The organism is Proteocatella sp. QWL-06 (assembly GCF_058684135.1).
In genome coordinates this window covers 725,939-750,513 of record NZ_CM178755.1, presented here as the reverse complement: position 1 = coordinate 750,513, position 24,575 = coordinate 725,939, and the positions used below count along the sequence as shown (strand labels likewise).

Genomic DNA, 24,575 nt, shown 5'->3' with positions numbered 1-24,575 from the left:
TAAGTATTTTGTATCTGTTAAAAAGAAATCAAAAAAGGAGAGCTTTCGCCCTCCATAAGTCTATACTCTTATACTATCTCAAATTCCTACTCGTCTTTTGCTGTCCACTCTTTCCATACGTTTCCAACAAGACCTGGTCCCGGCTTTAGAGTTTTCTTTCCTGGCTGCCAGCCTGAAGGTGTAACTTCGGTTCCGCCTGCGTTTCTTACGAGCTGGAATGCCTTGATCTGTCTTAATGTCTCATCTACATTACGTCCCACCGGAGGCGTAAGTACTTCATATCCCTGTACGTTTCCATCTGGATCTATGATAAATCTTCCTCTCATCTCAACTCCGGCATCCTCGTCATATACGCCGTACATCTTTCCTACTGCTCCTCCTGAATCTGAAAGCATCGGGAATGTTACTCCCTTGTCTGTCATTTTTGAGATTTCATGATCATTCCACATCTTGTGAACATAGACGCTGTCAACGCTCACTGAAAGAACTTCTACCCCAAGCTCCCTGAATTTTTCTATCTTGTCTGCAACCGCAGATATTTCAGTCGCTCAGACAAATGTAAAGTCCCCTGGATAAAAACACAGTACCACCCATTTTCCTTTGAATTCTGATAGTGTGAATGTCTTGAATACTCCTTCATGATATGCCGGTAATTCGAAATCCGGTGCCGGTGCTCCTACTTTTATCATTCTCTGTTCCTCCCTGACTGGTTCATTTGTGGTTGTGGTTTCAGGTACTGCTTCGGGCTTTATAGCCTTTGGTTTTGGTCTCTGACAACCTGCCTTGAATTCTTCTGCCATTACCCCACCTCCTGGTAAAATTAAAATGCACATTTTTATTTATGGCATATACTTATAATACCCATAGAGATTTTTTATAAAACAGATTTCTCCTATTTTGTTTTTAAAATATTCAAGCTCTTAGGCAAGGATTCCCCCACTTCTAAAGTGGAGGGAGGAATTGCCGTTTTTTTTTGTCTGTCTTCTCTCTATAAACACTTGTATTTTATTCAGTAATGCAGTATAATATACACATATTAATGAAATAAAAAACACAAAGGAGGTGCTCGTTATGGAACTCATTATTACTGCAAAAGTAAAGCTTTATCCGGATTTTGTCCAAAAAGCTCAACTTATTGAGACTTTAAAAGCTGTAAAAGCTGGACTCAACCATGCGTCAAGAGTTGCATACGATAATGGTTTCATTACCTCCTTTAAGAAACTGCAGAAAATGACATACTCAGACCTCAGACAGCAATATGGTCTAAAGTCCCAAATGGCCTGCAATGTATGTTCTGTTGTAGCTGGAAGCTACGCTTCCATGAAGTCAAATGGCGAGAAGACTCTCGCAGTATACAAGACTCCAAAATTCCAGTATTCCTACGGAAGGGACTACTCGTTCACTAAAAACGGTATGCTCTCCATAGGTACTCTCGATAAGAGAATCAAGCTTCCTTTTGAAATAAAAGGTATGAAGCAGTATTTTGACGGTTCATGGAATTTCGGCACAGCTACCCTTATCTACAAGAAAGATAAGTTCTTCCTGCATATTGCAGTTAAGAAAGAAACCCCAATACTTGAAGACAATTCAGTCCGCAATATAGTAGGTATCGACTTTGGCATGAACTTTCTTGCGGTATCCTATGACTCTGCGGGTAAGACAAACTTCTTTGAAGGTAGGCATATCAAAGACAAGAGAGCCAAGTTTACCAAAACTAGAAAATCACTACAACAGACAAAAACCGCTTCATCAAGAAGGCGCCTTAAAAAGCTTGGAAACAGAGAAAACCGTTGGATGACTGATATTAATCATAAGGTCAGTAAGGCACTCGTTTCCGGCAGTATAGAAGGTACTCTCTTTGTAATAGAAGACCTCACCGGCATAAGAAGCCAGACTGAAAAGGTACAACGCAAAGACAGATACTACAGTGTTTCTTGGGCCTTCTACCAGCTGAGACAGATGCTCGAATACAAGGCACTGCGTTCAGGGTCCAAAGTAGTTGTGGTAGACCCGAAATACACCTCCCAAACATGTCCTAAATGCGGGCATACGGAGAAAGCTAACCGTAACAAAAATACACATACTTTCACTTGCAAGACATGCGCCTACACATCCAACGATGACCGTATAGGTGCAATGAATCTTCAGCGCAAAGGAATAGAGTACATCGCTGAAGTGATGCTTTCGGTATAGCCGAAGGTGTCCGGGTAGTTGTCAGCCTGCCCATGATGTAACCACACGCAGTTATCTGCGACAAGAGGTGGGAGCCGAAGGCACCTGCACCACTGGTGAGTTACAAGCCCCCATCTTCAAACCCCTTTGGGGTTAAGTGGGGGTGGTTGACATTAAAAATATTTTGATGTTTAATTTTTCCTTTATTTTTTTTATATGCTACTGTATAATTATATTGTTGAAGAATATACAATACATATGTTGGAAAAGAGGAAAAGTTTTGATGAACATTCTGGTCAGTGCCTGTCTTTTGGGGCTTAATTGCAAATATTCCGGAGGCAATAATATAAGCGAAAAGATAGTCGAACTAAGGAACAGATACAACCTTATTCCTGTTTGTCCTGAACAGCTTGGGGGGCTTGCCACTCCAAGAAATCCAGCGGAAATATGCGACGGCCTTATCATCGATTCTCAAGGAAATGATGTGACTGACTTCTTTAGGAAAGGTGCAATGGAAACGCTCTCTGTTGCAAGGCTGTTCAACTGTCCGATAGCCATACTCAAGTCCCAGAGCCCTTCGTGCGGGTTCGGCAGGGTATATGATGGAACCTTTGAGGGAAGACTGGTTCCTGGAATGGGAATGACTGCAAGGATTTTGCAGGAATCCGGAATTACCGTGATATGCGATGAAGATATTTAATATCTTCGCTGAAATGATAAAAGCAGAGCCTGTACCTTAACCCCCGGACGGACTCTGCTTTTCTATGTTTATAATACTACCCCTCTTGATACTGCATTATCATTAAATAATAACACTTTTCTACTGGTTTTTGAGGGTTTTGGCGTGAAATGTAGTAGATAAAGGCGTGAAATGTGGTATTATTATATATAAGAATATTATTGGAGGTGACCTGCATGAATATAGCTGTCTGTGACGATGAACTTTGCGAGATAGACAAGATCTGCAAGCTGCTTGACAGATACAGGAATGAACGTTCTGCGGTTCTTGCATACAGAACTTTTGGAAGCGGAATAGACATGGTCGCAGCTGCAAGAGGCGGCGGGTTTTCGCTCTATCTTCTGGATATACTTATGCCTTCAATGAGCGGTATGGATGCTGCAAAAGAGATTCGCAGCTTTGACTCTGATGCCAAGATTGTGTTTCTGACATCCTCGCCTGAATTTGCAGTTGAGAGCTACCTGGTAAAGGCTAAGGACTATATCCTCAAGCCGGTTGATGAAAATCGCCTGTTCGCGCTTCTTGATGAACTTTATGCTGAAATTCAGAGTATTCCTGAGGGAATCATGGTAAAGACCCGAAGCGGAATAATGAATATACTTTTTTCAAGGCTGTCATGCGTCGAGGTTATGAACAAGACTTTATATTTCCATCTTTCTGACGGGAGCATCCGCGAAGCTCATGCAAAGCTCTCCGAATTTGAGGAGATCCTGCTTTCAAGGCCTGAGTTCGTGAAGGTTCACCGCTCCTTCATAGTGAATCTCTATCAGATAAATGAGATGAGCTCTGGATGGGTTACTACTCATCAGGGGCTTTCTGTCCCTGTATCAAGAGCGCTGTATACAATGGTGAGAAGTGATTATATGAACCTTATGTTCATGGATGATAAATAGAAAAACCTGACTTTTATGAGTGAGCTGAGGTGCTCTTCTGAAAGTCAGGTTTTATTTGTTTTTTCATTTTACATTTTTTGAGTTTTTTAGAAAAGCAGCCTTTTTTCGCCTACTCTTCTCGTGAACTTGATCCTGTCAAAGTAGTCGAGCAGCGCTATGGTGAATTTACGGCTGAGGCCGTACCTGTCTCTGAAATCATTCATCGTCATGCCATTGTTTGCCTTTATCATTTCCCTAACTTCTTCCTGAAGAGTGTCCACTACCTTCTTTTCATATATCAGATCCTCGCTGACTCTCACTATGAGCTGTTCTTCGAGAAGGCCTTCTATTACTTCTTCTTTTTCTTTTGTGTCCACATAGTCCTTCACGAGGCTCGGGGTAAGATTTTCATCTGTGAGACGCTTCATGATCGAGTCTTTTATCTTCTGTTTTTCCGGTGTATATACTATCTCAAAGCTGCTTAGCTTTATTATGCTCTGGTTCACGGTTATTTCCTTGAGCTTCATGAGCTGCTCCAGGAATACGTCATACTCCTTTGGCTTTAGCTTAAGATTCAGCCTTGACTTGAATTCTTCTCTGCTCATTCCCTGCTTGAGAGGGTTCTGCCCATGATACTGGCTGAGTATCTTTTCTCCGTTTTCTGCAATTTTTCTGAAGTTTGCATCGTGGATTACATAGGCTCCGACAGTCATTACTTTGCCTTCCTTTTCAAGCTCCTGAACCTGCTCTTTTATGTGATCCGTTGAAAGTGTAAGCTTTTCGTTGATCTCTGGTATGCTCACAAAATCCTTTGCGGATCCCAGGAAGTTTTCGATCACATCCTTTGGCGATCCTTCTTCTTTTATCTGGAAAGTCTCCACGAGGCCGTTGTCTGCGCTTGAATGTTTTTTCGGGTTTGCATCAAGGATTACCCCACCACCGATTGTCTCCATAGGTGAGTACATTCTTATCACTATCTTGTCGAGCGCCTTGCATGCGAGCTTTTCTTCGAGTCGAATCTGTGCGTAGCCTTCTTCTCCTCTTTTTATAAAGCTTCCCTCAAGCGGCACTATCCTTCCCAGGATTTCTCTTGCTCCATGGTAGAGCCTTACTCTGTCCCAGTGCTCGATGTCTTTGCTGGCATCTTTTATAACTTTTATCTTGCAGTCTATCATCATGGTAGGACTCATTGAATTTGGAGCTGCGAGTATGTCTCCTCTCTCGAGCTTGTCCTTTTCAACGTTTGAAAGGTTTATGGCTACTCTCTGCCCTGCATAGGCTGCCTTTGCCGGAAGCGAATGCACCTGCACTCCCCTTACCTTTGCCTTCATCTCCTTTGGATATATGACGAGCTCATCGTCCGGCTTTATGGTGCCTTCTACGAGGGTTCCCGTAACTACGCTTCCGAAGCCCTTTACGCTGAATATCCTGTCTATATACATCCTTACCGGAGCGTCTTCGTTTCGGCCTTCTACCTCTTCGCTGACCTTTTTTATGAGCTCTACAAGATCGTCAAGGCCCTTTCTCGAAATAGAGTCCACGAATGCGCACGGGGCGTCTTCAAGGAAAGTGCCCTCTACGGACATCCTTATGTCGTCTTCTACGAGCGGCAGAAAGTCTTCTTCGACATTGTCTATCTTGGTTATTACGATTATTCCTTTTTTCAGGCCTATGAGATCGAGTATGTCAAGATGCTCCCTGGTCTGAGGCATTACGCCTTCGTCCGCAGCTACCACAAGCATTACAAGATCCATGCCGGCTACTCCTGCGAGCATGTTCTTGAGGAATTTCTCGTGGCCCGGAACGTCTATTATCCCTATTCTCTCTTCGGGAGATATGTCAAAATGGGAGAATCCAAGGTCGATGGATATTCCCCTCTTCTGTTCTTCTTCAAGCCTGTCCGTATTTATTCCTGTAAGGGCTCTAATGAGCGTGGTCTTTCCATGGTCTATGTGACCTGCTGTACCTACTATTATGTGTTTCATCTTATTCCCTTTCGAGTCTATTTTAGTATTTCTGACAGTTTTGCGCTCACTGCCGAAAGCTCTTCTTCAAATATCGATCTGACATCGAGGTAATATGTCTCGTTTGCTATCCTTCCCACTATATGCGGCTCGGTAAGCCTCATCTTCTGTTCGAGCTCATTTACCGACATTTCGGAAGGGTTTACTGCGACTGAATATGAATCCATGTACTGCGCAGGAAGCGAGCCTCCTCCAACCTGTGATTTTGAGACTTCGATCCTGATATCTGCCCTGAGACTATGATCAGCTGTCATATCAAGCAGCCGCTGAGCTTTTTCTTTCAGCTGCTCCGGCTCCTGTGAGAGCATTGACAGCACGGGCACGTTCTTTTCGAGGTTTTCCTTGTCAAGGTAAAGGCTCAGCGTCATCGCAAGCGCAGATATAGTCATCTTGTCGACCCTGAGGGCCCTGAGAAGATTGTTCTTCTTCATCATGGATATATATTTCGCCTTGCCGACGATCACTCCGCACTGTGGTCCTCCGAGCAGCTTGTCTCCGCTGAAGGTCACTATGTCTGATCCCTGAGCGAGCGAGTCCAGTATGGTAGGCTCGTATTCGAGGCCGTATCTGCGAAGGTCTATGAACACTCCGCTTCCAAGGTCATCTATTATCGGAAGATTGTGCTTGTCTGCAAGCGGCCTCAGGTCCTTGATGGATACAGATTCAGTAAAGCCCATCATCCTGAAGTTGCTCGTGTGCACCTTCATCAGCGCGGCTGTGTTTTCATTTATCTCTTCTTCGTAGTCTCTGAGGTGGGTCTTGTTGGTGCTCCCTACTTCTCGGAGGAAGGCTCCGCTGTGCTGCATTACCTTTGGTATCCTGAATGAGCCGCCTATCTCAACGAGCTCTCCTCTTGATACTATTACCTCTCTGCCTGCACACATAGTGGAAAGCACGAGCATCACTGCTGCGGCGTTATTGTTAACAACTATCACGTCTTCTGCACCTGTGAGCTTGAGTATGAGTTCCTTGAGGTGGTCATGTCTTGAGCCTCTTGCGCCTTTTTCGATGTCATATTCAAGGTTGCAGTATCCATATAGTATATTCTCGAATTTTTCTTTTATTGCGAGCGGCATGGGAGCACGTCCAAGATTTGTGTGAAGTACTACGCCTGTTCCGTTTATTACTTTTTTGAGCCCGAAGTCAAAGTCGCTGCTCAGCCTGTTTTTTATGTTTTCTATGAGCTCCTGAGTGTTTATGTTGTCATGCTCGTACTTGTCTTCCAGTATAAGGGCCCTGATGTTTGCGGTCTCTTCTCTTATTATCTCTGTAAGATACTCCTGATCTATACTCTGGCTCAGGGCTTCGATCTCACTGTTTCTGGATATCACGTCTACTGACGGCAATTCTCTTAGCAGATGTTTTTTCATTTTCAGTTATTTCCTTTTCTGTTTGAGTTGTTCCGTTTCTATTTTACGATTACGTATTTTTCCTTTTTCTCTACAGCTCTTCCAATTATATCATAGCAGAGAGCCTTGCAGTTCCTGAGCTCCTCTATGAGCTCTGATGCTCTTTGCTGCGGCACGCTTATGAGGAGGCCGCCTGAGGTCTGAGGATCATAGAGCACGTCCAGTATGTCCTGCTTTACTCCCTCAGTTACATGTACATCCGGTGAGATGTAGTCCAGGTTCTTGTACATTCCTGCCGGGATTATCCCCATGTTTGCATATTCTCTCGCGTTTCTGAGCATAGGCACGGATTCACCGTCTATCTCTATGCTGCAACCTGAGCCTTTTGCCATCTCAAGCACATGCCCGAGAAGCCCGAAGCCTGTTACATCTGTTACTCCGTTTACGTCTATCTTCTTGAGAGCGTCTGCCGGATATTTGTTGAGATACTCCATAACGAGTACTGCCTCTTCATAATCCTGCTCGTCTGCGATTTCTCCCTTTATGGCGGTATTCAGTATCCCGGTTCCAATCGGCTTTGTGAGTATGAGAACGTCACCGACTTCCACGTGGGAATTGGCTCTTACCTTGTCGGGATGAACCTCTCCTGTTACCGATAGTCCGTATTTAGGCTCCATGTCATCCACGGTATGCCCTCCTACGAGTATGGCTCCTGATTCTGTGACCTTGTCGGAGCCTCCCCTGAGAATCTCTCTGAGGATAGCCATGTCCTCGCACTGCGGGAAGCATACGATGTTCATGGCGACTGTGGGTTCTCCTCCCATAGCATATATGTCTGAGAGCGAATTTGCCGCTGCTATCTTTCCGAATGTGTATGGGTCATCCACCACCGGGGTGAAGAAATCCAGGGTGAGTATTATCGCCTTGTCATCTGATACCTTGTATACGGCGGCATCGTCTGAGGTCTCAAGGCCTACTATCAGCTTTTCATGGCTTACCTTTGGTATTACTGTGAGTACGCTGGCCAAATCCTTTGGCCCTATCTTGGCAGCTCAGCCGGCTGCTCTTGTCATCTGTGTCAGCTTTACGTTTTTCATAATTTTCCCTTCTATTCTTCCCAGAGGGTCGCTCTGGTGACTGCTTTTTTCCATTTTGAATATCTTGCTTCTCTTTCATCTATGTTCATGACTGGCATGAATTTGCGGTCCATCGACCACTTCTGAGCTATCTCATCCCTGCTTTTCCAGAATCCGGTGGCGAGGCCTGCAAGATATGCCGCTCCAAGCGCCGTGGTCTCTGTGACTACCGGACGGTCTACTTCTTTGCCCAGGATGTCTGCCTGGAACTGCATCAGGAAGTTGTTCTGCGATGCTCCTCCGTCTACCTTGAGCGATTTGAGGTTTATGCCCGTGTCCTGCATCATTGCATCGAGTACGTCTCTGGTCTGATATGCGATTGACTCAAGCGCAGCCCTTACTATGTGGCTCCTGCCGGTGCCTCTAGTTATGCCAGTGATGGTGCCTCTGGCATACATGTCCCAGTGCGGCGCTCCAAGCCCTGTGAATGCAGGCACGAGGTATACTCCTCCTGAATCGGACACGCTCTGCGCAAGCCGCTCTGTCTCTGAAGCGCTGTCTATGAGCCTAAGCTCGTCTCTGAGCCACTGCACCACTGCCCCTGCTATGAATACCGAGCCTTCGAGGGCATAGGTCACCCTGTCATCAATCCCTATGGCAATCGTGGTAAGCAGCCCGTTGCTGCTCTTTACGAACTTTTCGCCCGTGTTCATGAGTATGAAGCAGCCTGTGCCGTAGGTGTTCTTGGCCTGTCCCTGCTCAAAGCATGCCTGTCCGAATAGCGCTGCCTGCTGGTCTCCTGCTATCCCTGCGACTGGCACTTTACGTCCCTGCTGCCCGAGGCCTGCATAGCCGTAGACCTGCGAGGAATTTTTTACCTGTGGCAGCATGGAAGCTGGAATATCCAGCATCTCCAGTATCTTTTCGTCCCATCTGAGGGTCTTTATGTTGAACAGCATCGTTCTTGATGCGTTTGTATAATCCGTCACGAATACCTCTCTGTCTGTGAGATTCCAGAGCAGCCAGGTGTCTACAGTGCCAAAGAGAAGCTCTCCTCTCTCTGCTTTTTCTCTTGCGCCTTCGACATTGTCGAGGATCCATTTTATCTTGGTCGCAGAAAAATAGGCATCTATCACGAGCCCTGTATTCTGCCTTACGTAGTCCTCAAATCCATCTGTCTGCTTGAGGCTGTCGCATATGGACGCGGTACGCCTGCACTGCCACACTATGGCATTGTGCACTGGCCTTCCCGTGTTTTTATCCCATATTATGGTCGTCTCTCTCTGGTTTGTTATCCCTATAGCCGCTACGTCCTCAGGGCTTATATTCTTTTTTGCCATTGCCTCCTGAAGGACTCCGTACTGCGTCGCCCAGATTTCCATAGGGTCATGCTCCACCCAGCCCTCTTTTGGATAGATCTGGGTGAACTCCTTCTGGCTGGTTGATATTATGTTCTGATCATGATCGAATATTATCGCGCGGGAGCTTGTTGTCCCCTGATCAAGTGCCACTATATATTTCATATACACTCTCCTGTATAATCATTTCGTTATGTACTATTTTAACATATATGATGATTTTTTAAAATGAAATATAAAAAAAGAAAAGACACCTGGGTTATGATTCCTGTGCCTTTTCAAATCATTCTGAACTTATTTTTTATTACATACTATTTAAGAGTCTGTGCAACATATCTCTGAATTATCGCTGATACCTCGGCTCTTGTTGTAGTGTCCTCAAGATTGAGGGAGCCTTCGCTCTTTCCGACAAGTATCCCTCTGCTCACGCAGTAATCAACCGCTGATTCGCTTGATGCCGCCTCTCCTGAATATATGGCGTAGCTGTATATCATCTCTGCAAGCATCTGTCTTGTGACCTTAGTGCCTGGATTGAAGTTTTTTTCATCCGCAGATACTATTGAGTTCTGCTTTGCCCACTGCGCTGCATGTGAATAGTATGCCGCTGGATTTACGTCTGCATAGTTTTCTCCGTCAGACTGTCTTTCATCATCAAATCTGTGGAGCAGTGTAACGAGCATAGCCCTGTTCATTTCTGAATCCGGCGAGAACTGGTTTTCTGCCGTTCCTCTGAGTATGCCTCTTGCGGATGCAAACTCTATGGCAGATGCTCCCCAGTGACCGTCTGTGTCTGTAAAAGATTTTTCATTCTGCATCGATGCAACTGTTGCTGAACCGAAAAGCACAGCCTTTATCTGTTTTCCATCTGCTGCTGATTTCATCAGCATCTTCTTTGATGAATCCGGCATTATCTGGACTGCCACTGTTGAATCTGTGGTTTCATTGTCAAGCGGAAGTACTGCAGTGAATCCTGCTGTGAGGTCTGTCAGTACATTAAGTCCTAATCTTATTTCAAAATCCGTTCCTTCTTTTTTGTTCTTTTTAACCGTAAGCGTCACCGTATTTGCTTTTTGACCGGCGAGCTCCCTTAGGACATCATTTGCAAGCACGATATCCCCAAGCTGTGTTTTTATCCTGAGTACAGCTTTTTCTGATGCTGCTATCTTTTCTGCTGAGGCTTTTTCAAGAATCACTGACATGGACTCTACAGCTTCGCTGCTCTTTGTCTCTGGTTCTATTACAAGATGAGTGAGATTCTTTTCCTGGCTCTGCTTCAGCATGCTTTCTACCTGAGCCTTGTCTATCTCAGCTATGGCTTCGCCTTTGGTAACTTTGGCCTGTGGTCTTATTACTGTACTTTTCAAATCATCAATGTCCGAAGATACGGAAGACCCTCCGCCGCCTCCCCACGATGAGTTGTCCTGACCAAGATCTTCCCCAAGGTTTTTTGTATATCTCCACTGAACGTTTTCTCCACCATTTAACTTAAACGAGCTTGATCCGTAGCTTGGATATACTCCGTCAACGCAATACATCCATCCACTGTTTTGTCCGTGATCAAATTCTCCGTCTCCATCTATCGATTTTACATATACGCTGCCATATGAAGAATTATTTTCATATGTCATAGAAATTCCCCTTTTTTCTATCTCCCTCTTTGTTACGTCCCATACCGAATCGCCATTTTCAATTTCAACTGTTACGGGATTTATAACATAGCCTTTGTTTATGGTTTTTTTATCTACTGAAATAGTTACAGTTTTCCTTGTTGTATCTTCATTGTTTCCACCCGGTTCTGTAGACTGTTTATCCAGAGTAAATGCGACAAAATCAGTAAAGTGCTTTGTTTTGATTACAAGATCTGTTCCCCTGTCAAATGCATACTCTGTCTTAGAAACTCCCGCTGAATCATCTGCAACTTTTTCTATCATATGCATCCCTGAATTGTCAATATACGCAGCATTTTTCCCTGCCATATCAGCAAATACAATTTCAACATAATTACTGAATTGAATTTTTTCCGATGCTCCAAAGCTGAAAACCTCTTCAATTTTAACTGACTTGATTTTTTCATCTGTTTTCTCAAGCAATTCTTTTAAATCATTCTGTATTACTGACTTTTCAGAGTCTGTCCTGGTTCCAAATATTTCCAAGTTCCCAGGTTCTTTTTCTACCGTTGTTCCTTCTGGAATCTCGAGTTTATGCTTTCCTTTTGATGCCTTTATTTCCGATATTTCGCCTTCTTTGTCTAATTTAATTGAAATCACACTCTGAGTATATGCAGGTATTGCAATTTCAACGCTACTATTTCCATCTACTACTACTTCATAATTTTTGTCCTCATCCGCAGGTATAGTAACCTTTCCATCTTCCATCCCTGGTCTTTCAATTGTTTTTTCTTCCAGAGCTTCTAAAGACTCCTTTAGCTTTTTAGAAACTCTTTCAATTTCACCCTGCTTTGATACTTGGCTTGATGAAATTATTATTGCCTCATCATATATTGACTTCATTGCACTCCAGGATGATAAAGTATATTTTTTCATATCCTTTGAATCTGCAATTTTAATCTGTTCATTCAGCTCAGTCTTATCAATAGTAAACTGAACATCAGACATATCATATAGGCCGCTTTTACCGTTAACGAATCGATCATATGCCACAAGTGCATATGTACATTGGTCTGTGGCCATGCTGTTTGCTTTAGTGTCCTTAAGAGAGTGCTTGAAGCCTCCTCCCTCAACATAATATTTCAGGATGCCATCTAAGAGAGTCTTTCCATCCTTGACAAATCCGTTGTTTTCATGCAGCGGATCTTTTCCAATTTCGCAAAGAGCTACAAGCACCTGAGCTGCACTTTCTGGATTTGAAGTTCCCCAGCTTTTGTAATCCCCATCTGCTTCCTGCAGATTTCCAAGAACAGCCAAAGCTCTGTCAACAGAAGCTACTACTTCTTTGTCTCCAGCCCTGTAATATGGAGCCAATGCCTGTATTGCCATAGCGCTTATATCAGGATCCGCTTTGCTTCCATACAATGTCCAGCCTCCACCTGCTACCTCTTTTTCAAGGATGTAATCAATCATCATTTCCTTACTGTTTTGAATGGATACACCTTGAACTGTCGGTATCTGATAACCATAGCTGTTAAGCGCAATCAGTGTAAATACCGGTCCATTTATTCCCTGTTTTTTTACATAGTCATAGTCTGACATTTTCTGAAGAAAATTCACATCGCCTACATTTTCGATATCCTTGGCTAAAGACGTAAATGACAGAATTACTCTTGCATAGTCTGTTGCATTCTTCAGTTCTGCTGTTTGAGATTCTACATTTTGCAAATATGAATCAACATATTCTCTGCTTAATGGATATTCACCTCTTGCCATGGTAAGCATCGACCATTCATCAAAAAGAGAAGGTTGCTGTTTGTTAGTAAAAATATATTCTATAGATTCGTCAAGTGCAGCTTTGTATCTTTCTTCAATCCCCTGCGCAGGCTCATTTACTCTTATAATGCAGTATGGCCTTGTGAGGATCCTTCTTCCTGTTTTTTCATCCTTTTTTTCTGCTGATATTGAATATATTCCGCTTTTTGCAAAACTCAATGAGGCATTTCCATTCTGATCCGTCTTTACCAGGCTTCCTTCTACTTCATGCGGAATGTCGTTAATCAGTATACTTGCGCCTTCGATTTTTCCCGAATCAGTTTCATTTGTATACATATTGAAGAAGTTTCCGCTGAGGTTCAATGTTATCTGCTCATTTATATCGATATCTGCTGATTCACTGTCAAACCACGAAAACCAGTTTTTCATATAATCTTCTGTAAAGAATACCGTAACAGAATCATTCTTATTTATATGGTAGTCTCCTACTCCTTCGCTTACAAACTGGTTATTTACATAATACATCCAGCCATCATAATAGCTTGTACTGTATGTCTTAAGTCCATCTATCATGGATATATAGCTTCCTCCACCATGACTTATCCCATTTTTTGAATCTGTACAGTCTATTCCCGTATTTTCAAGTGCATAAATTATCGCATGAATTGGTTTTGGCTCTGTAAATTTTGTACTTATCCCATATTTGCTTAAATCCAGACTTGTTATGGAAGTCATGGCAGATGGAGCAATTGTTCTGTTATTTGCTTCTACTCTTACTTTTACCGCAAATGATGCTACATCAATATTGAAGCTCTTAATCATTTCAGGACGATTTTTCATCATTCCGGTAAGAATCACAGTACCTGATTTTATAGCTCTTACTTCTCCTGTATTTGAATCTATGCTCAGTACATCTTCAGGAGTTGCAGACCAGGTTATTCCCGAGGCAGAAAAATCAACTGCTTCGCCTCTATAGACTGCTGATAGCTGCGCTTTTTCTCCAAGTTCAAGATTCGTTTTATCAATTTCCAGTTTCAATTCTTCATCGTAGACAGTTTCATCTTTTGTATAAGTTACATCTACTAAAGTATCTTCCTGCATTTTGAAGCTGTAGCTGTATTCAAGCTCTTTATACTGTATTTCTGATTTTCTGTCAATTCCGTTTATCATAAATGTGTCGATTTTTTGCCCGACAGGAGGCAGTATGGTTACTTTTACCTGAGTATTTATGCCTATGTCTCCATATTCTGAGCTACTTAGTCCAGACCCATTCAATGTCAGTTTTTTAGTCCCTGCAAAAGGATACACGAATTGTAATGTATTTTCTTTTTCGAGCTTTATTATAACAGGCTCTGGCGTGCTATATCCAGGTATCTCTTCTGCTTCAATCTTATATTCACTTCCAATTTTGAAATAATTATCTGAAAGTTCTTTTACGAAATTATAATCCTTATAGTTATTTGAAGGTGTTTTATAATCCTGCAACATCCTTCCACTACCATCTATGAGTTTTCCATCCTGTACTGTTTTGATTTCCTTCCCTGTTATAACAACTGGATCTTTTAATTCTTTGCCTTCCTCTGAAACATAAGTTAAAGTCACTGAAGCAGGATTCACTATTCCCTGTGTGTTTTCCTCTGTAACATAATCATTACTTGTATATATTTTTGTGAATTTCTGAACACCGTCCGCCTGTTTTGTGTTGCTTCTCCAAAAAGTTCGATTGCTTTTTACAGGCAGATCATTCACCGAATCAGGGATTTCAATTTCATCAATTGCATTGAATGTAAATGCACAAGATCCAATTTTTTTGAGATTTTCAGGAAGTATTATGCTTCCTATATTATTATTCTTAAATGCATTTGAGCCTATTGATTCCAGACTTGAGGGCAGTTCAATATCGCTAATCAGATTTTCCTCAAAGGCATCATCTCCTATGCTTACGAGGTTTTTCGAGAGAGTTATTGATGAAATCTTATTTCCCCAGAAGGTACGCTTCCTGATTTCAGTTACAGAATCCGGGATTATAAGATCCTCTATGAGGTTTCCCTGAAAAGCCCATTCATCAATATATTCCAGTCCTTCTGGAAATTGAACGCTCTTTATTTTTGTTTTTATTTTACCCCCGTAGCTCGAAAAGTAAAATGCCTTTACTCCTATCCCCTTTACCTTTACTCCATCTATGGTTTCTGGTATCACAATACTTTCAGGCGGTTCTCCCCCCTTGTATCCTGTGATTACTCCATTTTCCGAATCAAATTCATAAGGAATTTCTTCAGACACGTCCTGTATATTCATCTCTACTGCAGGTACACTTCCTGTCGTTGTTTCTGCTGAAAATTCAAAACCGCTTATAACAGAGTCCCTTAAAGAGTCCTCCTCATAAACCACTGACTCCTGATCAGGCATATTTTGAATATCATCTGTTTCAGCAAAACCCATATTTGTGAATAACATTATTGCCGTAATGCATACTGCGGTAAGTCTTTTAAATGTTTTTTTCATGATTTCCTCCTTCATTTTGGTTATATGTCAAGCCTTTTGTCATAAAAGGCCAAAGCATTGGTAAGAGATATTGCTATGTACGCTGCTATGTTTTTCTGCAAAAAAATACCTTGATCTCAAAAATAATGAAATCAAAGCATTTTTAACAGATATCTTAAATCGTGGACATCACAAAAAGATGCCTCAACATAACAAAATAATCTGCGTACTTCAATTCCCTGTGAAGTTTTTTTGACGCGAACAACTTGGCAGGTATTCCGACTTAAAGCTCAAATGCTGTTTTGCTCCTTCCCAGTTTCCCAGTGGATGGCTTTCGCCTTGCAAACAACTCGCTTATCACGGCAGCAGGTCTGTCTGAGATTTTCACTCAGTTCCCTATTATCACTTATGATGACCAATTGTTAATATATATTTAATTCTGTAATTCAAAATTTATTTAATTTGCTTCTATTTAAGAGTATGTGCAACGTATCTCTGAATTATCGCTGATACCTCGGCTCTTGTTGTAGTGTCCCCAAGATTGAGGGAGCCTTCGCTCTTTCCGACAAGTATCCCTCTGCTCACGCAGTAATCAACCGCTGATTCGCTTGATGCCGCCTCTCCTGAATATACGGCGTAGCTGTATATCATCTCTGCAAGCATCTGTCTTGTGACCTTAGTGCCTGGATTGAAGTTCTTTTCATCCGCAGATACTATTGAGTTCTGCTTTGCCCACTGCGCTGCATGTGAATAGTATGCCGCTGGATTTACGTCTGCATAGTTTTCTCCGTCAGACTGTCTTTCATCATCAAATCTGTGGAGCAGTGTAACGAGCATAGCCCTGTTCATTTCTGAATCCGGCGAGAACTGGTTTTCTGCCGTTCCTCTGAGTATGCCTCTTGCGGATGCAAACTCTATGGCAGATGCTCCCCAGTGACCGTCTGTGTCTGTAAAAGATTTTTCATTCTGCATCGATGCAACTGTTGCTGAACCGAAAAGCACAGCCTTTATCTGTTTTCCATCTGCTGCTGATTTCATCAGCATCTTCTTTGATGAATCCGGCATTATCTGGACTGCCACTGTTGAATCTGTGGTTTCATTGTCAAGCGGAAGTACTGCAGTGAATCCTGCTGTGAGGTCTGTCAGTACATTAAGTCCTAATCTTATTTCAAAATCCGTTCCTTCTTTTTTGTTCTTTTTAACCGTAAGCGTCACCGTATTTGCTTTTTGACCGGCGAGCTCCCTTAGGACATCATTTGCAAGCACGATATCCCCAAGCTGTGTTTTTATCCTGAGTACAGCTTTTTCTGATGCTGCTATCTTTTCTGCTGAGGCTTTTTCAAGAATCACTGACATGGACTCTACAGCTTCGCTGCTCTTTGTCTCTGGTTCTATTACAAGATGAGTGAGATTCTTTTCCTGGCTCTGCTTCAGCATGCTTTCTACCTGAGCCTTGTCTATCTCAGCTATGGCTTCGCCTTTGGTAACTTTGGCCTGTGGATTGACTGTCAGACTTGAGTCATCTCCGACCGTTCCTGTCACATCGACTCCGGATCCTCCCCATGATGAGTTGTCCTGGCCGATATCCTCGCCAAGGTTTTTGGTGTATCTCCACTGCACGGTTTCTCCACCTGTAAGAATATGCTGTCCTGCCGGTCTTGTTACAGCTACTCCGTTTACCAGATACATCCACCCGCTTTTTGCTCCATGATCAAATTCCCCATCTTCAGCTATGGATTTTATATATATGCTGTCACTGCTTCCTGATGTTTCATAAGAGATTCCCTCTTTATCGAGTATTCTCCTTGTAGCATTCCATACTGTATCGCCGCTGTTTATCTTTACATCCGTAGCATTCAGTACATACCCTTTGCCTATTGATTTTTTATCAATTGAAATAGTTACCGTTTTGTCACCACTAATTATATCTTCTCCGCTGCCCTGAGATGGTTCTCCACCAGGGTCTGATGGTACGCTGTAAGGACTTAGCTCGGTGTCAGACATGTCATAAAGACTGTTTTTGTCATTTTTAAACCTGTCATATGCTGAAAGCGCATACGCAGCCTGAATTGTTGCACCACTGTTTATTTCCTGATCTGCAAGTGCATACTTGAACCCGCCGCTTTCTGTCTGATACTTTAGGATTCCATCTATCAGTGACGATCCATCCTTTATAAATCCAGATTTAGTATCTAAGGGATCCATGCCGATTTCACAGAGTGCAACAAGGACCTGTGCAGTAGTCATTGAGTTTAGGGTTCCCCAGCTTTCATAATCACCATCCTGTTTCTGAAGCTCAGAAAGTTTTGGAAGCGCATCGTTTACAGCTGATACTACCTCTGTATCACCAGCTCTGTAATATGGTGCCAGAGCCTGGATTACCATTGCAGTGGTATCGACATCAATTTCTGTCGACCATGACCATCCTCCGGAATCGAGCTCCTGGCTGAGGATGTAGTCTACCATCTTCTGCTCCGTATTTTGATTTGCAATACCATTTTGCACAGGAATAGCATAATCATGGCTGTTCATAGCCATGAGCGCATTTATATGCCCATATATTCCAGACTTTGACACTTCATCATAATCCGCAAGCTCCTGAAGCAGGTTATTGCCTGCAAAATCCTCTGCGTCTTTGCCTGTTGATGTGAGTGCAATTATTATTCTTACATAATCGCCTATGCTAACTGATGATTCATTTGAGCTGATTTTGCTGTACACGTCATTATAATAGGCGTTCATGCTTTCTGATTCCGGCTTGTTGTTCGCTCTTGAAAGTGTCATTAACTGCCACTCATCGCCATATCTGAACTCAGTTTTTGAACTTTCAATATAACCTATGGCTCTTTCAAGAGACGGCCTGTAGCCTGTCATTATCTTTACCGGCTGGGTCCATTCACTCACGCCCCCGCCTTCAAGTGCTTCCGGCTTTGGAAGTATGCTTAGTTCCCCATCCTTGGGTTTTCCCGAAAAAACAAGCTCTGCTGCCTGGCTGCTCTTTAATGTTATATCCTTGATTGTGAGGTTTGTAGTGCCTACTTGTATGTCCCAGTTTTCAGCTTCTGTTGCCTGCTCTGTGAATCTGTCGCCGGTAAGCGTCACATTAACCTTGAATTCCTGCTTTACTGCATCTGTTTCTGTGCTGCTGCCAAAGTTTGCGCTGCCGCTGTAATAGAACCTCAGAAAGTCTCCCGGCTTCATTATATAAGCACTTGCGCCCACCCAGGGAGAATCTCCGTTTACCTGATACATCCAGCCATCCCAGCCTCCGAAATATCCAGCATCCTGACTATCTATCGAAGTCACATAGTCTCCATATGAACTCGACTGTATGTTATAGGGTACCGACCTTTTATCAAGCTCCTGCTTAAGAAAATCAAGCGCAGAAGTATTCTCCTGGAAATCTGTTTCATATGATTCTACTATATTCTTCTTGATAGATTCTATCCCATCTACCTGGATGGTCATCACTGAAGGGGTAGTCGTTAATGTGTCTATGTCCGGAAGTGATATTTCCTGCTGGCTCTGTGCCAGATTGCCTTCCTGATAAGAATCTCCTGATTCGGCATATCCTGTGCCTGTGCCTGTAATCATCATAGCCATGACAAGAAGCGTGGATATGATATTTTTCAATCTCTTTTTCATTTTTCCTCCTGTTTAAAATCAACTTTCAATCAATCCATATTTTTGTTTAATCCTGTCCAGTTTTTCAAGCATAGGCTCTGCCATTATATAAAGAAATATAACTGTAGATGCTGCATGCACCAGATCAAAAGGGATTCCTGTAAAATATGAAGCAAGTATCATCTCCATGTTTACCTTTTCCTGAAATATTATTACTGCTGCCGGGTTCATAAGCCCGCCGTATATAATGAACGTAGAGATACCCCCGAATATGCAGAGTGATTTTTTATCTCGAAGTAGCAGCCCTTTTCTGAAAAAAAGGCCTGCAAGAAATCCTATAATTCCAAAGGCGAACATCTGCCAGGGAGTATATGGACCCTGTCCAAAAAAGAAGTTAGAGACAAATCCTGTCACAGCTCCTACCAGAAACCCCGCCTCTCCTCCAAAGCAGACTCCGGCAATTATCACTATCGCAACAACGGGCTTGAACTGAGGTATCATGAAGAATGCGGTCCTGCCAGCCACTGCTATTGCGCAGATTACCGATATTATGACCAGTTCTCTTGCCTGTGGTTTTCTGCTCTCAAAAACCATCATGAATGGAATAAGGGTTTCAAGTATCACCATCGAGCTTATAAAATAGTATTTTCTATCATCGAGATAATATATACCAAACCAGATTGTAAGGGGAATTGCTACAAGTATCATTATTGATGCTGCAAAAGTCCTCTTGGGTAGCTTTCTATTTTCAACTTCAATCTGGATTTTATTTTCGGATTTCATCATTTTCCTATCAGCTGGCGGAGGTATTCGCTTTTTCCTGTATTCAAATTCCTCTATATTTTTTTCTTTCTCCGGAAGTTTTCCTCCAAATGCTGTGATCACGTCTTCTTCTGTTACAGCATCCGGGATTATATGCCTTGACATCCGGTTGCTGGCAGTAGTATAGAAACTGTTCCCTGAAAAGAATTTTAGCGGTATATCTTCAGAAACTACGCAGCCATCAAAAAACATACCGCATCTGTCTGCATGCCGGGCGCAGAATTCGATGTCATGTGAAACCATAATTATTGTAGTTTCATCTTTCTGGAGTTTCTTGAGAATCAATGCGAGTTTGCTCTTGAAATGAGCATCAAGTCCCTTTGTAGGTTCGTCAAGCAGCAGTATCTGAGGATCCATTAGAAGTATTTTTGCAAGGGCCGCTCTCTGCTGTTCTCCACCCGAAAGATCATATGGATGCGAATCAAGAAGGTTTTCCAGTTCGCAAATCCTGCATACCTCATCAATCCTCTCATTTATCATTTCAGCTTCATATTTTTTATTCGCAAGAGCTTCTTTCAGCTCCTCATATACTGTTTTTTTCACGAACAGAGTCTGAGGGTTCTGAGGAAGGACACCGAGCAGACCATCGAACCTTTCTGAATGCGAGATTTTCTCAATTTCCCTGCCATCGATGATTACTTTCCCTCTGTATGGTCTTCTTATCCCCGAAAGAAGTGAAAGCGTGGTTGATTTTCCTGTGCCGTTGCCTCCAAGCATGGCATAAAATTCTCCCCTCTTGATTTTGAGAGAAAGTCCTTTAACCGTATCCGGAAGCTGTTTTTCATATCTGAACCAGAGCTCTCTTAACTCAACTGCTATATCTTCTTTTTTAAAGCTTTTTTCCTTTTCTCCACTCAAGGCTTCAGACTGCGTATCTGTGCAAGTTTTTACAAGTTTTCTTCCTTGTGATATCTCACTGAGCCACTGCCTTCCTTCACGAACCGTGACCGGACATTTATTCCCTTCCTGAACTGCTGAATATATTCTCATCGGAGACGGCATCGCACTGAACATGCTGTGCTTCATTTTGCTCAGTATCATTCCCGTTTCCGATGGATCTGCATCAGATATTATCTTTCCATCATCCATAACAATTACCCGGTCAGAAAGTGGAAGCACTTCCTCGAGCCTGTGCTCTGTCATTACTACCGTTATGCCTAATTCTCTGTTAATCCTTGCTATAGTTTCAATAAAATCTGATGCAGCAATAGGATCAAGCTGGCTTGTAGGTTCGTCGAGTACAATTACTTTTGGCTGCATTGCCATAATTGACGCAAGGCTGAGCAGCTGTTTCTGCCCTCCCGAAAGCTCACTGACATTTTTGTGAAACCATTCCTGAATTCCGAAAAAACTTGCCATCTCTGCCACTCTTCTTCTTATAAGAGAAGTCTCCATTCCGAGGCTTTCGAGTCCGAATGCCAGTTCATGCCATACCTTATCAGTAACTGTCTGGTTTTCGGGAGACTGAAGCACATATCCTATAAGCGAGCTCTGCTCACGCTGTCCCATCTCTGAAAGCAGCCTCCCCTCAAAGTATATGTCACCGGTTCTTATACCGTGCGGAGAAAGCACTGTCTTGAGATGCCTCAGCAGAGTGGACTTGCCACAGCCTGACCTTCCGCATATCGTTATGAATTCCCCGCTTTTTATGTCAAGATCAATTCGAGAAAGAGCTTCATACGTTCTATCGGGATATGTGAAGCTTAGATTTTTAATTGAGTATGTTTCCATCTCCATCCCTCCCATATGTCTATAATAATCGGTACAGCACAGAGCAAAAAGTATGATCCAAATCCTGCCAGACTTGAAATATCTGCTTTTGTTCCCTTCATTGAAGGAAAATAGCTGAAACTGAGAATTTGATTTGCTGTAAATATGATTGTTGTTCCTGAAAAAAAAAGTATGTTCATAAGTACGACTAAATCTCTTGTGTCAAACTTGAATATAGAAAAGGCAGTTCTTCCTTTGAGCCCATACCCTCTTGATTTCATCGAATCCGAAGTTTCTATCGAATTTTCAAGTGACCATGTGACCATAACTGATATAATCATTATGGCATTTCTAATCCTCTCTGTTATCCTTCCATATGACACATCTTTGCCTGTGCATCTTTGAGAAAGCGCTATTTCTTTTATCTGTGCCCTGAATCTTGGTACGAATCTAAGCACCATGGAAAATATCAAGGACAGAGAAGGTATTATTCTGCCGAATATATATACGAATTTATCTGATGTCATAACTGCGTTATAGCACGAAAACCATGTTATGACAGATATCAGCATCGCAGCTGACGCCATCCCATAGGTTATCGATTCCAGCGTGATAGGATTTCCGTTACTCAGGTACGTAAGTATCGTTGCACCTTCGTGATTGAAAGCCGGGTTTATAAGTGATGTCACAATCATAACAGGTAGCATGAATCTCAGATTTAACCTTACATTTTTTTCCCCGTTCAAAATAACGGAATATGAGATTCCTGTTAACATTGAGATTGCAAGGCATACAGGATGCATGAGAAACATGGAGAATCCTATTACAAAAACGAAGTAAGTTATAATTACTGCGGGATGGAATCTTGAAAATTCATCTGCCATATTTATTCCGATACCTCACTTCCAACATCTCTTCCCAGGTCACAGGTGTATACCCACTCGATAACATCCCCATCACTTAGCTGATATCTGCTGCAGCCATAATTAGGAAACCAGCCATTAACCTTGTACATCCACCCGGAAAGCTCTCCACAGTCAAACTCATAAAGATTATGAATGCCTTCTATATATGCTGAATTATATACAGGCGTATCTTCAAATTCCATGTGAATCTTGTTTTCTCGTGTAGCTCTCTGAAGAACGTCAAATACTGATTCTCCTTCATTAAAGCTAATTTTCTGTGCAGGCATTATAACACCGTCTTCTGGCACAAGTTCAACTTTGTCAGGATCTAATACCTCCATATTGTTCAGTATCGTACTGCATTCTATAGATATGACACAATGAAGAACCCTTTCTTCTATTATTGCTTCCTGTGGCTCTACTGGCGGAGGTCCCTGAGCTGACGATTCGCTGTTCACATCCTTCTTTTCAGTTTTAGCTTCTGGAGCTGTTTCAGGAACAATGTCATCTTTTTCACGGCTTTCTGTTACAGGAGCTTCATCTATATCTTTTCCATCTGAAGTCGCTTCTTTGAGAGAATGATTTTGTTCTTCAGTGCTTATGCTGTCTTCCGTTTTGATTGCACTTTCTTCTGATATGTCATTATTTGAACATCCAGATGTAAATATCAAAGATATTGAAACTATAAGAACCATTAATATTATTTTTAAATATTTTTTTTTCATTTTGTTCCCTTCTCATTCATTCTGTAAAGCGATGTTTTTGAATCCAATACTCGTTGAAGCCCAACAAGCGAATAAAAAGCCTGTTCTGTTGCCATAAGGGTATTCCCTTTGCCATTCCTTACATGGAGGAATCCATTTTTTGTATAATATGAAAGCACATTATCAGCAACAGTTTTTCCATTTTTAATAAAACGCCTGTCCTTATCTGATATCCCAAGTTCACAAAGTGCTGTCAGAACCTGGGTACTGCTTTCAAGGTTCACGCTGCCCCAGCTTTCAAAACCTCCATCGGACTTCTGAATTTTTGACAGGCAGCTTAGAGCCTTCTGAGTTGCCATTTTGACGTCTTTTCTTTCCTGATATTTTGCCAGCGCCTGCAGTGCCATTGCTGTAATATCTGGATCTGCTGTATTGCCTGAAAGAGCAAATCCCCCATCTGAAAGCTGTTTTTTCAGTATATAGTCAAGATAAAGTTCTCGTGTCGCATTCGTCTTTGCCGATTTGTTAAATGGCATTTCATATGCGCCACTATCAAGAGCAAGAAGCGCAAATACAGGTCCATTTATTCCCTGCAGAGTTACTTTTTCAAAATCTGCAAGTTTTTCAAGAAGATTGTATCCCGATACATCAGAAGGATCTTTTCCTATGGCTGTAAGAGCCAATATAACTCTTGAATATTCTGTGTATTTTTTATCGTGCAGAACACCTTTTTTAGATTTTACTGCGCTTTCTACATTCTTATAATAGTTTTCATAATACTTTTCAGGAACTTTAATTTCACCTCTGGAAAGACCCAAAATTACCCACTCTCCTCCAAGAGAAGACACCTCCGGTTTTGAAACAGTTTTCAATATAACTGCAGATGTTGTGCTTATTTTTGAATTCAGGTCACTTCTGGTATAAGCCAGAGAATTCGAATATGATGACATCATAATTATAATTGACATTATAAGCAAAAATGCAGTTTTCAATTTTTTCATATTTTCCTCCTTTTTTTATGGCATAAAAAAACTCTGAATCCACATAGTGAAGTCAGAGTCCCTAATACCAGATAAGTAAAAATAAAACCAATTATCATTGGTTACCCGATTATAAGTTTTCTGCGCACCTCAGTTCCCTGTGAAGTATTCTTACGCAATTCAAATGGCAGGTATTCCGACTCTAAGCTCTAACGCTGTTTGCACCTTCCCAGTTTCCCAGTGGTTGGCTATGCCTTGCAAAAAGCTCGCTTATTACGGCAGCAGGTCTGTCCGGGCTTTGCACCCGATTCCCTTTTATCGACTGTTGTCGACCAATTGAATATATATATTTTTAATTTTTCTTTTAATATGT

At 42.2% G+C, this 24,575-nt stretch carries 14 protein-coding genes and 2 riboswitches; of the genes, 3 read left to right on the top strand and 11 right to left on the bottom strand.

What is annotated here, in order from left to right:
- Window positions 1–86 precede the first annotated feature (86 nt).
- The gene (gene prxU / locus AC4PGZ_RS03530) at window positions 87–800 is read right to left on the bottom strand and encodes a thioredoxin-dependent peroxiredoxin (protein ID WP_492159666.1); all 714 of its coding nucleotides are present in this window, start codon (window positions 798–800) and stop codon (window positions 87–89) included.
- 271 nt (window positions 801–1,071) lie between these two features.
- On the opposite strand from prxU, the gene AC4PGZ_RS03525 reads away from it, so the two are divergent.
- The 3 genes from AC4PGZ_RS03525 (at window position 1,072) to AC4PGZ_RS03515 (ending at window position 3,804) form a co-directional block, all read left to right on the top strand.
- Window positions 1,072–2,193 (top strand): RNA-guided endonuclease InsQ/TnpB family protein, encoded by a 1,122-nt coding sequence (locus AC4PGZ_RS03525; protein WP_492159665.1) that lies wholly within the window; start codon window positions 1,072–1,074, stop codon window positions 2,191–2,193.
- Window positions 2,194–2,455: 262 nt separating this feature from the next.
- The gene (locus AC4PGZ_RS03520; protein ID WP_492160243.1) at window positions 2,456–2,872 is read left to right on the top strand and encodes a 2-thiouracil desulfurase family protein; all 417 of its coding nucleotides are present in this window, start codon (window positions 2,456–2,458) and stop codon (window positions 2,870–2,872) included.
- Between the two features lie 215 nt (window positions 2,873–3,087).
- Window positions 3,088–3,804, top strand: coding sequence for a LytR/AlgR family response regulator transcription factor (locus AC4PGZ_RS03515; RefSeq protein WP_492159664.1), 717 nt, complete (start codon window positions 3,088–3,090; stop codon window positions 3,802–3,804).
- Between the two features lie 86 nt (window positions 3,805–3,890).
- Here AC4PGZ_RS03515 and selB read toward each other — a convergent pair whose 3' ends face one another.
- From selB to AC4PGZ_RS03465, 10 genes are all read right to left on the bottom strand, one after another.
- Complete coding sequence (gene selB, locus AC4PGZ_RS03510) at window positions 3,891–5,768, bottom strand: selenocysteine-specific translation elongation factor (RefSeq protein ID WP_492159663.1); 1,878 nt, start codon at window positions 5,766–5,768, stop codon at window positions 3,891–3,893.
- Between the two features lie 17 nt (window positions 5,769–5,785).
- Window positions 5,786–7,177 carry an L-seryl-tRNA(Sec) selenium transferase gene (selA, locus tag AC4PGZ_RS03505; protein WP_492159662.1) on the bottom strand — a complete coding sequence of 464 codons (1,392 nt, stop codon included), beginning with the start codon at window positions 7,175–7,177 and terminating at the stop codon, window positions 5,786–5,788.
- A gap of 38 nt (window positions 7,178–7,215) precedes the next feature.
- Entirely contained in the window at window positions 7,216–8,253 is a 1,038-nt protein-coding gene (selD, locus tag AC4PGZ_RS03500; protein WP_492159661.1) for a selenide, water dikinase SelD, read from the bottom strand.
- An 11-nt stretch (window positions 8,254–8,264) separates the two neighbouring features.
- On the bottom strand, window positions 8,265–9,755 hold the full coding sequence (glpK, locus tag AC4PGZ_RS03495; RefSeq protein ID WP_492159660.1) for a glycerol kinase GlpK: 1,491 nt from the start codon (window positions 9,753–9,755) through the stop codon (window positions 8,265–8,267).
- A 146-nt stretch (window positions 9,756–9,901) separates the two neighbouring features.
- Window positions 9,902–15,478, bottom strand: a complete 5,577-nt coding sequence (locus AC4PGZ_RS03490; RefSeq protein WP_492159659.1) for a leucine-rich repeat protein — start codon at window positions 15,476–15,478, stop codon at window positions 9,902–9,904.
- Between the two features lie 230 nt (window positions 15,479–15,708).
- A riboswitch (cobalamin riboswitch) is annotated at window positions 15,709–15,892 on the bottom strand.
- A 33-nt stretch (window positions 15,893–15,925) separates the two neighbouring features.
- Entirely contained in the window at window positions 15,926–19,102 is a 3,177-nt protein-coding gene (locus AC4PGZ_RS03485; protein WP_492159658.1) for a DUF4430 domain-containing protein, read from the bottom strand.
- An 18-nt stretch (window positions 19,103–19,120) separates the two neighbouring features.
- Window positions 19,121–21,634 carry an ATP-binding cassette domain-containing protein gene (locus AC4PGZ_RS03480; RefSeq protein WP_492159657.1) on the bottom strand — a complete coding sequence of 838 codons (2,514 nt, stop codon included), beginning with the start codon at window positions 21,632–21,634 and terminating at the stop codon, window positions 19,121–19,123.
- Window positions 21,607–22,497, bottom strand: coding sequence for an energy-coupling factor transporter transmembrane component T (locus AC4PGZ_RS03475; protein ID WP_492159656.1), 891 nt, complete (start codon window positions 22,495–22,497; stop codon window positions 21,607–21,609). The genes AC4PGZ_RS03480 and AC4PGZ_RS03475 overlap by 28 nt, the downstream gene beginning before the upstream one ends.
- 2 nt (window positions 22,498–22,499) lie before the next feature.
- Window positions 22,500–23,243: a DUF4430 domain-containing protein gene (locus AC4PGZ_RS03470; RefSeq protein WP_492159655.1), complete on the bottom strand. Its 744-nt coding sequence runs from the start codon at window positions 23,241–23,243 to the stop codon at window positions 22,500–22,502.
- Entirely contained in the window at window positions 23,240–24,223 is a 984-nt protein-coding gene (locus AC4PGZ_RS03465) for a prenyltransferase/squalene oxidase repeat-containing protein (protein WP_492159654.1), read from the bottom strand. Before AC4PGZ_RS03465 ends, AC4PGZ_RS03470 begins: the two co-directional genes overlap by 4 nt.
- A gap of 148 nt (window positions 24,224–24,371) precedes the next feature.
- Window positions 24,372–24,554, bottom strand: a riboswitch (cobalamin riboswitch).
- Window positions 24,555–24,575: the final 21 nt, after the last annotated feature.